Origin of the sequence: Lentibacillus sp. Marseille-P4043, assembly GCF_900258515.1 — a bacterium.
In the GTDB taxonomy this organism is placed as follows: Bacteria; Bacillota; Bacilli; order Bacillales; family Amphibacillaceae; genus Lentibacillus_C.
In genome coordinates this window covers 265,517-279,629 of the sequence record NZ_LT984884.1, presented here as the reverse complement: position 1 = coordinate 279,629, position 14,113 = coordinate 265,517, and the positions used below count along the sequence as shown (strand labels likewise).

Below are 14,113 nucleotides of genomic sequence, written 5' to 3'. Positions count from 1 at the left end.
AGTACGAGGAGGATGAAAATTGAATTTAACTGTTGATGTCGTGGAAGATAATAATAAATCCAAAGTTATCCTATCTGGAGAAATTGATGCATACACAGCACCACAATTAAAGGAAGCGCTTTTACCATTGACGAAAGTGGATGGGCAAATTGTTGAAGCTAATTTAGAACATGTAAATTATATGGATAGTACTGGATTAGGTGTTTTTATCAGTGCTTTAAAATCTACAAAGGAAAACAATTCTCATCTGAAATTAATTGATTTACAAGAGCGTGTTTTTCGCCTGTTTAAAATTACTGGATTAATTGACATTATGGACATTAAGGCTGCGATAAGAGGTGGAAGTGAATAATGGAGACATTTGATTTTATCGAAATGAAGGTACCTGCAAAGGCAGATTATGTTGGTGTTTTACGGCTAAGTATTTCGGGAATTGCTAATCGAATGGGTTTTTCCTATGAAGATATTGAGGACTTGAAAGTTGCAATTTCTGAGGCAATCACAAATGCGGTAACACATGCTTACAATGATGAAGATCAGGGAGAAGTAACAATTGGCTTCGGAGTCTATGAAAATCGTCTCGAAGTAATGGTGGCTGACCATGGAGGCAGTTTTGATTTACAAGAAGTGAAAGGAACAATCGGCCCGTATGAACAGACTGAATCTGTTGAAACCTTAAGGGAAGGAGGCTTTGGCCTTTTCTTAATTGAGGCTTTGATGGATAAAGTAGAGATCAACAATGACTTTGGCGTAATTGTTTTAATGACAAAGTACCTTCAAGGAACAGAGGTGGATTTTGATGACGACCAAATCTCAACCACACAATAAGGGGAGAGACGAGGTTTACCAATGGATTGAACACTTACAGGACGAGCCGACCGATGAAGTGATTCAAGAGAAAATTGTGCTTACTTATAAGGATCTTGTAGAATCCATTGCCAGAAAGTATTCAAAAAATAGTGGTATTCATGAGGATTTAGTACAAGTTGGTATGATTGGTCTTTTAGCAGCAGTCAAAAGATATGATGCAACATTCGGTAAATCCTTTGAATCATTTGCAATCCCTACAATCATAGGGGAAATTAAACGGTTTATCCGTGATAAAACATGGAGCGTGCATGTTCCCCGACGAATTAAAGAATTAGGACCCAAGATTAAGAAGGCGATCGATGAATTAACTTCATCGAAACAGAAGTCACCTACTGTAACCGAAATTGCCAATTATTTAGAAGTAGCAGAAGAGGACATATTAGAGACAATGGAGATGGGAAAAAGCTACAAAGCACTATCCGTTGACCGTAAGATTGAAGCAGATTCAGATGGCAGTACCGTGGCTATTTTAGACTTGGTAGGAAATGATGAGAACGGTTATGATAATGTTGATCAGCGGATGCTTTTGGAAAAAATTTTACCAATCTTATCGGAACGTGAACAACAAATATTACGATTTACTTATTTTGATAATCGGAGTCAAAAGGAAACGGGGGAGCTTTTAGGGATCTCGCAAATGCATGTTTCCAGATTACAAAGACGTGCCTTACGTAAACTTCGGGAAGCTATCCAATCCGAGAGTGCGGAGGTATTCGATTGAGAACAGAAGAGAATAATGTACAAGTAGCTGTCTATCAAAAGGCAAAAAAAGGAAACTTCCATTGTGGTGACAGCTATTTTTATATAGAGACAGAAAATGAGTTTGTTTGTGCTTTAGCGGACGGATTAGGAAGTGGGGAATTTGCCAAGGAATCATCTCAGATTGTCATTGATATTATCCAAAGCAATATACATGCAACTGTTGAACAATTGGTAAAACGCAGTAACAAAGAATTGTTTCATAAACGTGGTGTTGTATTAGGGATATTAAAATTGGATTTCCAATCTAAGCGATATTCATTTTCTTCAATCGGGAATATTGGCATCATGACTATAACGAAAGATGGAAAGAAGAAGCGGAATATCCCGAATGCTGGCTATTTAGCAGGTTATCCGAGGCCATTTAAAGTAACAACAGATAATTTGGATTCTAATATGAATTTCATTATGTTTTCAGATGGTGTAACAGATGCAGATCTATCGCAAAAATTTTTGTTGGGAAATGACATGGACGAAATTACAAGTATGTATGCCAATGTAAACGGTGAATCACGGATTGATGATACGACATTAATTGCAATGCGGTATGAAGAATGAAGATGGCTGTCAGTTTCAAATGGCAGTCTATTTTTATTTTGTGCTTGAAAAGGAGTAAGCCTAAGACGGACCAATCAATCTAAGGAAGCTTTTATAGATTAGGAAAACGCTTTGTTATTTGGTAAAATGAAAGCTGTATATAAAGGAGGAACAAATGTGGCAGTTGAATTAAACCAAGATCTTAGTAGCTGGGTAGCGAAAGAATCTCAAGTAAAAACAAGTACTGTTAAAAAAGTAATTGATTTATTAGATGGCGGAAATACAGTACCATTTATCGCCCGTTATCGAAAAGAGGTAACAGGTGGACTTGACGAGGTGCAAATTAAATTAATTCAAGATAAATGGCATTACGCCGTGAACTTAGCGGAAAGGAAACAAGAAGTAATTCGCTTGATTGATGAACAAGGAAAATTAACAGAGGAACTGGAAAAAGATATTACTGAGGCAACCCAATTGCAACGGGTAGAGGATTTATATCGCCCGTACAAACAAAAGCGTCGTACAAAAGCAACTATTGCAAAGGAAAAAGGGTTAGAGCCATTAGCTGACCTAGTATGGAAACAAGCAGATATCGATTTCAAACAGGAAGCCGAAAAATATTTTTCAGAGGAACATGAATTACATACGGTTGAAGATGTGCGAAATGGCGTCAATGACATTATTGCAGAATGGATCTCTGATGACCCAGAATTTCGTGATTATATTCGTGATGAGACATATAAAAAAGGCTCTATACGTTCAGAAGTGAAAGTGACCGAATTGGATGAAAAGGGCGTATACGAGATGTATTATGACTACCACGAATCCGTTCGTTCGCTAGTATCGCACCGAATTCTTGCATTGAATCGCGGTGAGAAGGAAGGGGTCTTAAAAGTAGCTGTTGAACCGCCAATGGAACGAATTGTCGAGTTTTTACAGTGGAAAGTAATTAATACAAGGGATAATCAAACGATTGTTGATATTCTGCAGGCAGCGATTAAGGATAGCTACAAACGTTTAATCCAGCCATCGATTGAACGGGAAATTAGAACAAGCCTGACAGAAAAGGCCGAGGAACAGGCAATTGATGTTTTTTCGAAAAACCTGAAGAACTTATTATTGCAACCACCTTTAAAAGGGAAAACGGTACTTGGGGTTGACCCTGCTTTTAGAACTGGTTGTAAGCTAGCTGTTGTTGATGAGACAGGTAAAGTTCATCAAGTCAGTGTCATGTATCCGACAGCACCAAAACATGATACAGCAGGTGCGGAAAAAATTATGATGGAATTTATAAATACGTATGATGTTGAACTAATTGCGATTGGGAATGGAACGGCATCTCGTGAAACAGAACAATTTGTTGCAGATGTAATTGGAAAACACAAGCTTGATGTCCCGTATATTATTGCAAACGAAGCAGGAGCTAGTGTTTATTCCGCATCGAAATTAGCACGTGAGGAGTTCCCAGATTTACAGGTAGAAGAAAGAAGTGCGGCCTCCATTGCTAGACGGGTGCAGGATCCACTTGCAGAACTTGTGAAAATAGATCCGAAATCCATCGGGGTTGGGCAATATCAGCATGACGTAAGCCAAAAGGCGCTGAATGCCTCGCTAACATTTGTTGTGGAGACGGCGGTAAACCAGGTTGGTGTAAATGTAAATACGGCATCATCCTCATTACTACAATATGTTTCTGGCTTAAGTAAAACAGTAGCCAATAATATTGTGAACAAGCGTAATGAAGAAGGAAAATTTACCAATCGTAAACAATTGAAGAAAATTCCGCGTTTAGGCGCCAAAACATATGAACAATCAATTGGCTTCTTACGGATAGTTGATGGAGATAATTCATTAGATCGAACGCCAATTCATCCGGAAACCTACACACAAGTAGCGGAACTTTTAAACATGTTTGGCTGTACATTGGATGACCTTGGAACAGATGTATTGCAAGACAAATTAAATACAGTGAATAAAAAACAAGTGGCAGAAGAACTTGGAATTGGTGAACCTACGTTAATAGACATCATGAGTGCACTAAGTCGTCCGGAACGAGATCCGCGTGATGATTTGCCAAAACCATTATTGAAACAGAATGTGTTATCAATGGAAGATTTACAGCCCGGAATGGAAATGCAAGGTACGGTGCGCAATGTCGTGGATTTTGGGGTCTTTGTTGATATTGGTGTTAAACAGGATGGCCTAGTCCATATTTCTAAAATGTCCAATCATTTTGTTAAACACCCCATGGATATCGCTGCCGTTGGCGATGTAGTAACTGTTTGGGTGGAACAAATTGATACTGCAAAAGGTAGGATTGCTCTTTCCATGGTGGAAGGGAAAAAGTAATCTTAAAAGAAAGTGATTTTGCTTTTTAAGATAAGCATTAAAAAGAGCGCCTTCTCGGGCGCTCTTTTATAATTTAAATGATATTATTTAACACTTGCAGGGACTTTCAATCCTAAGCCTTCTGCAACACGTTCTCCATATTCTGGATCCGCTTTATAGAAATGCTCGATTTGTCTTTGTTTAATCTCATCACTTTCTACTGGTTTCATATGATTTACCACTGCTTTAATGAGGCGATCCTTTTCATCGGTACTCATAAGACGATACAAATCACCAGCTTGTGTGTAATGGTCATTTTCGTATGGAATACTATCTACTTCACCATAAACTTCAAATGGCTTAATTTTTGATGGAGCATCTTCTTTTACGCCATCAAAGCTGTTAGGTTCGTAGTTAGTAGATCCACCGCCATTATAGAAGCTCATGTGGCCACCACGTTGATGATGATTAACGTCATTTATTGGACGATTAATTGGTAATTGCTGATGGTTTGCTCCAATACGATAGCGATGTGCATCGGAATAGCCAAATAGGCGACCTTGTAACATTTTATCTGGTGATGCCTCGATTCCAGGTACGAAATTGCCAGGTGAGAATGCAGCTTGTTCCACTTCAGCAAAGTAATTTTCTGGATTACGATCGAGAACCATGCGACCTACTTCAATAAGTGGGTAGTCTTTATGTGACCATACTTTTGTATCATCAAATGCATCCCATTTATAATCCTTAGCGTCTTCATATGGCATGATTTGTACATAAAGTGTCCAAGCAGGGAAGTCCCCTTTATCAATTGCATTATATAAATCTTCTGTATGATAATCAGGGTTTTCTCCAGCTATTTTTGTTGCAACGTCTTCATCTAAGCCTTTAACACCTTGTTCACTAATAAAGTGATATTTAACCCAAACTGCTTCCCCTTGGTCATTCACCCATTTGAATGTGTGGGTACCATAACCATTCATATGACGAAGTGTTGCTGGAATACCACGATCACCGTGTAGGTATGTTACTTGGTGTAAAGATTCTGGTGATAATGACCAGAAGTCCCAAACAGCATTAGGATCTTTCAAGTTCGTTTTTGGATTACGTTTTTGTGTATGAATGAAATCCGGGAATTTGATTGCATCTTGAATGAAGAAAAGTGGTGTGTTATTCCCAACTAAATCATAATTCCCTTCTTGTGTATAAAATTTAACTGCGAAACCACGTGGATCGCGAACAGTATCTGCGGAACCTAATTCCCCAGCAACAGTTGAAAAACGAATAAACATTGGAGTACGTTTGCCAGCCCCATTTAAGAAATCCGCTTTTGTATATTTACTCATGTCATTTTTTAATTCAAAATATCCGTGTGCGCCAGCGCCTTTAGCATGTACAACACGTTCTGGAACGCGCTCTCTATTAAAGTGTGCTAGTTTTTCAAGAAGATGAACATCTTGAATTAATACTGGGCCACGATGACCAGCTGTAATTGAATTTTGGTTATCTCCGACTGGAGCACCTGATGCAGTTGTTAGTCTTTTCTTTTCGTTACTCACGATTTGAACACCTCTCCTTTTGATTAACAATCTACTATTAATTATAATATAAATCTATTAAAAATCAATGTTTAATTATACTAACTTTAAATAACTGACTTTTACTACAACTATCATCGTGTCATATATATGATAAAATATATGTATTAATACGTGTTGAGGTGTAAGAATATGAGTGTATTAAATGAAAAAGACCTGTATCAATTAGTTGATAACTTATCAAGGGAATTTTTCCATAAGCCATTTACTGATGATGTTCGGTTTAACAATCGATTACGAACAACTGGTGGTAGGTATTTACCTGCAAAAAGGAAAATTGAACTAAATCCGAAATACGTAATGGAGATGGATGAAGAGGAGTTCATCGGGATTATTAAGCATGAATTATGCCATTACCATCTTCATATAGAAGGAAAAGGATATAAACATGGGGATGAAACATTTAAGAAGTTATTAAAAGAAACAGGATCCCCAAGGCACTGCAACCCATTACCTTCCGTAAAACGATCCTATAAATATGTATATGTTTGTTCGGAATGTGGGCGCGAGTATAAACGTGCTAGAAGAGTTGACATGAAACGATTTAGATGTGGGAGATGCAGAGGTAAGCTTAGGCTCCAAAGTGATTCATAATAGGTATGTTCTCATTAATAAATGAAAAAGCATGATGTTCAATTGAAAAAAATCGACTCAGCTATTGACGAAATATGTCTTACATGTTAAATTTAATAAGCCTTAAAAAAAGGAACAACATTTTCCGAAAATCTTTCGATAAAATTGTTGACAATACAGAAAACATGATGTATTATATTTTCTGTCGCAATTGTTAGAGAGACGTTGTGGTAACGAGATGCTTATTAGATTATTCCACAGTAGCTCAGTGGTAGAGCTATCGGCTGTTAACCGATCGGTCGTAGGTTCGAATCCTACCTGTGGAGCCATATGGAGAAGTACTCAAGTGGCTGAAGAGGCGCCCCTGCTAAGGGTGTAGGTCGTGTAAGCGGCGCGAGGGTTCAAATCCCTCCTTCTCCGCCATTTTTTAGGCCCGTTGGTCAAGCGGTTAAGACACCGCCCTTTCACGGCGGTAACACGGGTTCGAGTCCCGTACGGGTCATCTGCATAAATAATATAGTTTGGTTCGGTCCGGTAGTTCAGCTGGTTAGAATGCCTGCCTGTCACGCAGGAGGTCGCGGGTTCGAGTCCCGTCCGGACCGCCATTTTGTTGGGCTATAGCCAAGCGGTAAGGCAGCGGGTTTTGATCCCGTCATTCCCAGGTTCGAATCCTGGTAGCCCAGCCAAATTTTATTTATTTGTAGTAATAGGACAAGTACATAAATGAATGTGTTGTTCATGGTATTAATTGAATATTGCGAGCCATTAGCTCAGTTGGTAGAGCATCTGACTTTTAATCAGAGGGTCGGAGGTTCGAATCCTCCATGGCTCATCATTGTTTAGCGGGTGTGGCGGAATGGCGGACGGGCTTGACCTGGGATCTAGTATCTTATGACATGGAGTTTCAAATTCCTTCACTCGTATTCGCAACAAATGGTATTGCTGTGATAATCCACGGCATTTTATTTTGCTGTGAGGAACTGCGGTCGTGGCGGAATGGCAGACGCGCTAGGTTGAGGGCCTAGTGGGTGGATAACCCGTGGAGGTTCAAGTCCTCTCGGCCGCACCAAAAAAACTTGCAAATATCTTTTGGAAATGTTATTCTTCTTTAGTTGCTTTTATAAGCGCCCGTAGCTCAATTGGATAGAGCGTTTGACTACGGATCAAGAGGTTAGGGGTTCGACTCCTCTCGGGCGCGCCATTTACGGGAAGTAGCTCAGCTTGGTAGAGCACATGGTTTGGGACCATGGGGTCGCAGGTTCGAATCCTGTCTTCCCGACCAGCGAAACATTTTATTTCATTATAAAGTAAGAATGGTATATAAAGAATGTCTTTATACCAAATGCGGGTGTAGTTTAGTGGTAAAACCTCAGCCTTCCAAGCTGATGATGAGGGTTCGATTCCCTTCACCCGCTCCATAACTTCTATCATGTTGGGCCTGTAGCTCAGCTGGTTAGAGCGCACGCCTGATAAGCGTGAGGTCGGTGGTTCGAGTCCACTCAGGCCCATTTGCTTTTAAAAGCAAAAAAAGGTATTGACTTATCAAATTCAGCATGATAAACTAATTAAGTTGCTATTTTGAAGCAACGAAAAGTTCGCTCTTTGAAAACTGAACAAAACAACCAGTATGTCAAGAAAAACACAAACCGTTTTTCTTTTAAAGAACTAGAAGGTAACACTTCTAAAAGCTAAGACATTGAGATGTGATTGATCGGTGTTAATCACATACAAACTTTTTTGGAGAGTTTGATCTTGGCTCAGGACGAACGCTGGCGGCGTGCCTAATACATGCAAGTCGAGCGCGTGAAACTTGCTGAAGCCTTCGGGTGGATGCTTGTGGATCGAGCGGCGGACGGGTGAGTAACACGTGGGCAACCTGCCTGTAAGATCGGGATAACTTCGGGAAACCAAGGCTAATACCGGATGATACTTTTTCTCGCATGGGGAGAAGTTGAAAGATGGCNGTGGATGCTTGTGGATCGAGCGGCGGACGGGTGAGTAACACGTGGGCAACCTGCCTGTAAGATCGGGATAACTTCGGGAAACCAAGGCTAATACCGGATGATACTTTTTCTCGCATGGGGAGAAGTTGAAAGATGGCTTCTGCTATCACTTACAGATGGGCCCGCGGCGCATTAGCTAGTTGGTAAGGTAATGGCTTACCAAGGCAACGATGCGTAGCCGACCTGAGAGGGTGATCGGCCACACTGGGACTGAGACACGGCCCAGACTCCTACGGGAGGCAGCAGTAGGGAATCTTCCGCAATGGACGAAAGTCTGACGGAGCAACGCCGCGTGAGTGATGAAGGTTTTCGGATCGTAAAACTCTGTTGTTAGGGAAGAACAAGTATCGTTCGAATAGGGCGATGCCTTGACGGTACCTAACCAGAAAGCCCCGGCTAACTACGTGCCAGCAGCCGCGGTAATACGTAGGGGGCAAGCGTTGTCCGGAATTATTGGGCGTAAAGCGCGCGCAGGCGGTCTTTTAAGTCTGATGTGAAATCTCGTGGCTTAACCACGAGCGGTCATTGGAAACTGGAGGGCTTGAGTGCAGAAGAGGAGAGTGGAATTCCACGTGTAGCGGTGAAATGCGTAGAGATGTGGAGGAACACCAGTGGCGAAGGCGACTCTCTGGTCTGTAACTGACGCTGAGGCGCGAAAGCGTGGGTAGCGAACAGGATTAGATACCCTGGTAGTCCACGCCGTAAACGATGAGTGCTAGGTGTTAGGGGGTTTCCGCCCCTTAGTGCTGAAGTTAACGCATTAAGCACTCCGCCTGGGGAGTACGGCCGCAAGGCTGAAACTCAAAAGAATTGACGGGGGCCCGCACAAGCGGTGGAGCATGTGGTTTAATTCGAAGCAACGCGAAGAACCTTACCAGGTCTTGACATCCTCTGCAAACTCTAGAGATAGAGTGTTCCCTTCGGGGACAGAGTGACAGGTGGTGCATGGTTGTCGTCAGCTCGTGTCGTGAGATGTTGGGTTAAGTCCCGCAACGAGCGCAACCCTTGATCTTAGTTGCCAGCATTAAGTTGGGCACTCTAAGGTGACTGCCGGTGACAAACCGGAGGAAGGTGGGGATGACGTCAAATCATCATGCCCCTTATGACCTGGGCTACACACGTGCTACAATGGATGGAACAAAGGGCAGCGAAGCCGCAAGGTCAAGCAAATCCCATAAAACCATTCTCAGTTCGGATTGCAGGCTGCAACTCGCCTGCATGAAGCCGGAATCGCTAGTAATCGCGGATCAGCATGCCGCGGTGAATACGTTCCCGGGCCTTGTACACACCGCCCGTCACACCACGAGAGTTGGCAACACCCGAAGTCGGTGAGGTAACCTTTTTGGAGCCAGCCGCCGAAGGTGGGGCCAATGATTGGGGTGAAGTCGTAACAAGGTAGCCGTATCGGAAGGTGCGGCTGGATCACCTCCTTTCTAAGGATTATTAGAGGGAACGCGGAGTGAGGTCATTTCAGATGATCTCCTCGGTAAGGGCGTACTTGGTTGTTTGGTTCAGTTTTGAGAGAGTGAATCTCTCGTTTTGTACCTTGAAAACTAAATAAGAGTAAGACATTCAACGACATCAATTTTAAGTTCTTAAACTTAATTATAATAGTTAAGTGAATAAGGGCGCACGGTGAATGCCTTGGCACTAGGAGCCGATGAAGGACGGGACTAACACCGATATGCCTCGGGGAGTCGTAAGTAGACTTCGATCCGAGGATTTCCGAATGGGGGAACCCACTGTTCGTAATGGAGCAGTATTTGTATCTGAATACATAGGATACAAGAGGCAGACCCGGGGAACTGAAACATCTCAGTACCCGGAGGAAGAGAAAGCAAACGCGATTTCCCAAGTAGCGGCGAGCGAAACGGAATCAGCCCAAACCAGAAAGCTTGCTTTCTGGGGTTGTAGGACACTCCTTTGGAGTTACCAAGAAATTCTTTAGATGAATCGATCTGGAACGATCAGCCATAGCGGGTAAGAGCCCTGTAATCGAAAAGGAATTTCCTCCGGAGTGGATCCTGAGTACGGCGGAACACGAGGAATTCCGTCGGAATCTGGGAGGACCATCTCCCAAGGCTAAATACTCCCTAGTGACCGATAGTGAACCAGTACCGTGAGGGAAAGGTGAAAAGCACCCCGGAAGGGGAGTGAAAGAGAACCTGAAACCGTGCGCTTACAAGTAGTCGAAGCCCGTTAATGGGTGACGGCGTACCTTTTGTAGAATGGACCGGCGAGTTACGATCGTATGCAAGGTTAAGTGGAAGACACGGAGCCGAAGCGAAAGCGAGTCTGAACAGGGCGAATATAGTATGCGGTCGTAGACCCGAAACCGTGTGATCTACCCATGTCCAGGGTGAAGGTCAGGTAACACTGACAGGAGGCCCGAACCCACGTATGTTGAAAAATGCGGGGATGAGGTGTGGGTAGGGGTGAAATGCCAATCGAACACGGAGATAGCTGGTTCTCTCCGAAATAGCTTTAGGGCTAGCCTCAAGCAAAGAGTACTGGAGGTAGAGCACTGATTGAACTAGGGGCCCTCATCGGGTTACCGAATTCAGTCAAACTCCGAATGCCAGCTACTTAGACTTGGGAGTCAGACTATGGGTGATAAGGTTCATAGTCGAAAGGGAAACAGCCCAGACCGCCAGCTAAGGTCCCAAAGTATACGTTAAGTGGAAAAGGATGTGGAGTTGCCCAGACAACCAGGATGTTGGCTTAGAAGCAGCCATCATTTAAAGAGTGCGTAATAGCTCACTGGTCGAGTGACTCTGCGCCGAAAATATACCGGGGCTAAACGTATCACCGAAGCTGCGGATTGTTCTTTGAACAATGGTAGGAGAGCGTTCTAAGCGCTGTGAAGTCAGACCGTGAGGACTGGTGGAGCGCTTAGAAGTGAGAATGCCGGTATGAGTAGCGAAAAAAGAGTGAGAATCTCTTTCACCGAATGCCTAAGGTTTCCTGAGGAAGGCTCGTCCTCTCAGGGTTAGTCGGGACCTAAGCCGAGGCCGAAAGGCGTAGGCGATGGACAACAGGTAGATATTCCTGTACCACCTCATGACCGCTATTAGCGATGGGGGGACGCAGAAGGATATGGAAAGCGCACCGATGGATGTGTGCGCCCAAGCAGTTAGAAAGTTGGATAGGCAAATCCGTCCAACAATTTCAAGCTGTGATGGGGAGGGAACTAGAGTACCGAAGTTCCAGATTCCACACTGCCAAGAAAATCCTCTAGCAAGGTCACAGGTGCCCGTACCGCAAACCGACACAGGTAGGCGAGGAGAGAATCCTAAGGTGATCGGGAGAACTCTCGTTAAGGAACTCGGCAAAATGACCCCGTAACTTCGGGAGAAGGGGTGCTTCATTTACATGGAGCCGCAGTGAATAGGCCCAAGCGACTGTTTAGCAAAAACACAGGTCTCTGCGAAGCCGAAAGGCGAAGTATAGGGGCTGACACCTGCCCGGTGCTGGAAGGTTAAGGGGAAGCGTTAGCGCCATTGGCGCGAAGCGTAGAACCGAAGCCCCAGTAAACGGCGGCCGTAACTATAACGGTCCTAAGGTAGCGAAATTCCTTGTCGGGTAAGTTCCGACCCGCACGAAAGGTGCAACGACTTGGGCACTGTCTCAACGAGAGACCCGGTGAAATTATACTATGCGTGAAGATGCGCATTACCCGCGACAGGACGGAAAGACCCCGTGGAGCTTTACTGTAGCCTGATATTGAATGTTGGTACAGCTTGTACAGGATAGGTGGGAGCCTTGGAAACCGGAGCGCTAGCTTCGGTGGAGGCACCCGTGGGATACCACCCTGGCTGTACGGACATTCTAACCCAGGACCGTGATCCGGTTCGGAGACAGTGTCAGGCGGGCAGTTTGACTGGGGCGGTCGCCTCCTAAAAGGTAACGGAGGCGCCCAAAGGTTCCCTCAGAATGGTTGGAAATCATTCGCAGAGTGTAAAGGCAGAAGGGAGCTTGACTGCGAGACCTACAAGTCGAGCAGGGACGAAAGTCGGGCTTAGTGATCCGGTGGTTCCGCATGGAAGGGCCATCGCTCAACGGATAAAAGCTACCCCGGGGATAACAGGCTTATCTCCCCCAAGAGTTCACATCGACGGGGAGGTTTGGCACCTCGATGTCGGCTCATCGCATCCTGGGGCTGTAGTCGGTCCCAAGGGTTGGGCTGTTCGCCCATTAAAGCGGTACGCGAGCTGGGTTCAGAACGTCGTGAGACAGTTCGGTCCCTATCCGTCGTGGGCGTTGGAAGTCTGAGAGGAGCTGTCCTTAGTACGAGAGGACCGGGATGGACACACCGCTGGTGTACCAGTTGTTCCGCCAGGAGCATAGCTGGGTAGCTACGTGTGGCAAGGATAAGTGCTGAAAGCATCTAAGCATGAAGCCCCCCTCAAGATGAGACTTCCCATCACTTCGAGTGAGTAAGATCCCTCAGAGACGATGAGGTTGATAGGTCCGAGGTGGAAGCGTGGTGACACGTGGAGCTGACGGATACTAATCGATCGAGGACTTAACTATATTTATTTTTGATTCGTTGTTTGAAAAACTCTTATTTAGTTTTTAGGGTATAAAAAATGTTATACCTGTAAAACTAAGAAGGAAGTTCTGTAAAGACCGTTCGCGTTCAGTGAACAACACAGAACGACCTATTCTATAGGTCTGGTAGCAATAGCAGAGAGGTCACACCTGTTCCCATGCCGAACACAGTAGTTAAGCTCTCTAGCGCCGATGGTAGTTGGGGCATTGCCCCTGCAAGAGTAGGACGCCGCCAGGCATATTTAATAAAATCATAAGTTAATATTTATCTCATATCGCGGGGTGGAGCAAGCCGTCAACTTCTTTGAGTAAGCCACTATGTGTAGGCTTGCGAGGAGTGCTACTTCTGCGAAAAGCTTTCAACACGACGAGCAGTTTGGGAAAAAGTTAGTTAAAGGGCAGGAAAATTTTTAATATTTATCTCATATCGCGGGGTGGAGCAGTCTGGTAGCTCGTTGGGCTCATAACCCAAAGGTCGTAGGTTCAAATCCTGCCCCCGCAACCAATTTAAAATAAGTACATAATATTGGTCTGGTAGTTCAGCTGGTTAGAATGCCTGCCTGTCACGCAGGAGGTCGCGGGTTCGAGTCCCGTCCAGACCGCCATTTAAATAAACGTTCACATGTTTTCATTGATAAGAATCATGTGTTTTTTTATGTCCAAAATTAGGCGATTTTAGCTCACAAGTAACCACAAATTTTGTTTCTACATTAATTTTCCACCTAAAAGGTCCCATTCCATCAATATGCAAATTCCCTTCTTGAATCAGAGATTTTAGCTTATCACCAGCTCAAATTTAATTATAATATATCAATATTTCCCTTAGCAAAATGATATATATCAACAATTCTACATGATGTAGTTGATAATTTTGTCCCCCTGATAAATACTAAC

The 14,113-nt window shown here is 43.8% G+C and carries 7 protein-coding genes, 13 tRNA genes and 3 rRNA genes; 22 read left to right on the top strand and 1 reads right to left on the bottom strand.

What is annotated here, in order from left to right:
• Positions 1 to 19: 19 nt before the first annotated feature.
• The 5 genes from C8270_RS01390 to C8270_RS01370 all read left to right on the top strand — a co-directional run bounded on the left by C8270_RS01390 (position 20) and on the right by C8270_RS01370 (position 4,515).
• Positions 20 to 352, top strand: a complete 333-nt coding sequence (locus C8270_RS01390) for an STAS domain-containing protein (protein WP_106494769.1) — start codon at positions 20 to 22, stop codon at positions 350 to 352.
• A complete protein-coding gene (gene rsbW / locus C8270_RS01385; RefSeq protein ID WP_106494768.1) occupies positions 352 to 828 on the top strand; it encodes an anti-sigma B factor RsbW in 477 nt (158 codons plus the stop codon). Before C8270_RS01390 ends, rsbW begins: the two co-directional genes overlap by 1 nt.
• On the top strand, positions 800 to 1,591 hold the full coding sequence (sigB, locus tag C8270_RS01380) for an RNA polymerase sigma factor SigB (RefSeq protein ID WP_106494766.1): 792 nt from the start codon (positions 800 to 802) through the stop codon (positions 1,589 to 1,591). Before rsbW ends, sigB begins: the two co-directional genes overlap by 29 nt.
• A complete protein-coding gene (locus tag C8270_RS01375; protein ID WP_106494765.1) occupies positions 1,588 to 2,187 on the top strand; it encodes a SpoIIE family protein phosphatase in 600 nt (199 codons plus the stop codon). The genes sigB and C8270_RS01375 overlap by 4 nt, the downstream gene beginning before the upstream one ends.
• Positions 2,188 to 2,313: 126 nt before the next feature.
• On the top strand, positions 2,314 to 4,515 hold the full coding sequence (locus C8270_RS01370; RefSeq protein WP_106498426.1) for a Tex family protein: 2,202 nt from the start codon (positions 2,314 to 2,316) through the stop codon (positions 4,513 to 4,515).
• Between the two features lie 83 nt (positions 4,516 to 4,598).
• Here C8270_RS01370 and C8270_RS01365 read toward each other — a convergent pair whose 3' ends face one another.
• Positions 4,599 to 6,053 (bottom strand): catalase, encoded by a 1,455-nt coding sequence (locus C8270_RS01365; protein ID WP_106494764.1) that lies wholly within the window; start codon positions 6,051 to 6,053, stop codon positions 4,599 to 4,601.
• A 171-nt stretch (positions 6,054 to 6,224) separates the two neighbouring features.
• Between C8270_RS01365 and C8270_RS01360 the strand changes: the two genes are divergently transcribed.
• The 17 genes from C8270_RS01360 to C8270_RS01275 all read left to right on the top strand — a co-directional run bounded on the left by C8270_RS01360 (position 6,225) and on the right by C8270_RS01275 (position 13,824).
• On the top strand, positions 6,225 to 6,686 hold the full coding sequence (locus tag C8270_RS01360; protein ID WP_106494763.1) for a SprT family protein: 462 nt from the start codon (positions 6,225 to 6,227) through the stop codon (positions 6,684 to 6,686).
• A gap of 233 nt (positions 6,687 to 6,919) precedes the next feature.
• Positions 6,920 to 6,994 (top strand) — tRNA-Asn (locus tag C8270_RS01355).
• 3 nt (positions 6,995 to 6,997) lie between these two features.
• Positions 6,998 to 7,088: transfer RNA gene (locus C8270_RS01350), tRNA-Ser, on the top strand.
• Positions 7,089 to 7,095: 7 nt separating this feature from the next.
• Positions 7,096 to 7,167 (top strand) — tRNA-Glu (locus C8270_RS01345).
• Between the two features lie 26 nt (positions 7,168 to 7,193).
• A tRNA-Asp gene (locus C8270_RS01340) sits at positions 7,194 to 7,270 on the top strand.
• Positions 7,271 to 7,276: 6 nt separating this feature from the next.
• Positions 7,277 to 7,351 (top strand) — tRNA-Gln (locus C8270_RS01335).
• Positions 7,352 to 7,424: 73 nt separating this feature from the next.
• A tRNA-Lys gene (locus tag C8270_RS01330) sits at positions 7,425 to 7,497 on the top strand.
• Between the two features lie 150 nt (positions 7,498 to 7,647).
• Positions 7,648 to 7,734: transfer RNA gene (locus C8270_RS01320), tRNA-Leu, on the top strand.
• Between the two features lie 55 nt (positions 7,735 to 7,789).
• A tRNA-Arg gene (locus C8270_RS01315) sits at positions 7,790 to 7,866 on the top strand.
• Between the two features lie 4 nt (positions 7,867 to 7,870).
• Positions 7,871 to 7,947 (top strand) — tRNA-Pro (locus C8270_RS01310).
• 62 nt (positions 7,948 to 8,009) lie between these two features.
• Positions 8,010 to 8,083 (top strand) — tRNA-Gly (locus C8270_RS01305).
• A gap of 16 nt (positions 8,084 to 8,099) precedes the next feature.
• A tRNA-Ile gene (locus tag C8270_RS01300) sits at positions 8,100 to 8,173 on the top strand.
• A gap of 226 nt (positions 8,174 to 8,399) precedes the next feature.
• Positions 8,400 to 10,101: ribosomal RNA gene (locus C8270_RS01295) — 16S ribosomal RNA — on the top strand.
• A gap of 179 nt (positions 10,102 to 10,280) precedes the next feature.
• Positions 10,281 to 13,201: ribosomal RNA gene (locus tag C8270_RS01290) — 23S ribosomal RNA — on the top strand.
• 140 nt (positions 13,202 to 13,341) lie between these two features.
• Positions 13,342 to 13,457 (top strand): 5S ribosomal RNA (rrf, locus tag C8270_RS01285).
• Together the 16S, 23S and 5S rRNA genes with 13 tRNA genes alongside form the textbook arrangement of a ribosomal RNA operon.
• Before the next feature lie 190 nt (positions 13,458 to 13,647).
• Positions 13,648 to 13,724: transfer RNA gene (locus tag C8270_RS01280), tRNA-Met, on the top strand.
• A gap of 23 nt (positions 13,725 to 13,747) precedes the next feature.
• Positions 13,748 to 13,824, top strand: a tRNA-Asp gene (locus C8270_RS01275).
• Positions 13,825 to 14,113: the final 289 nt, after the last annotated feature.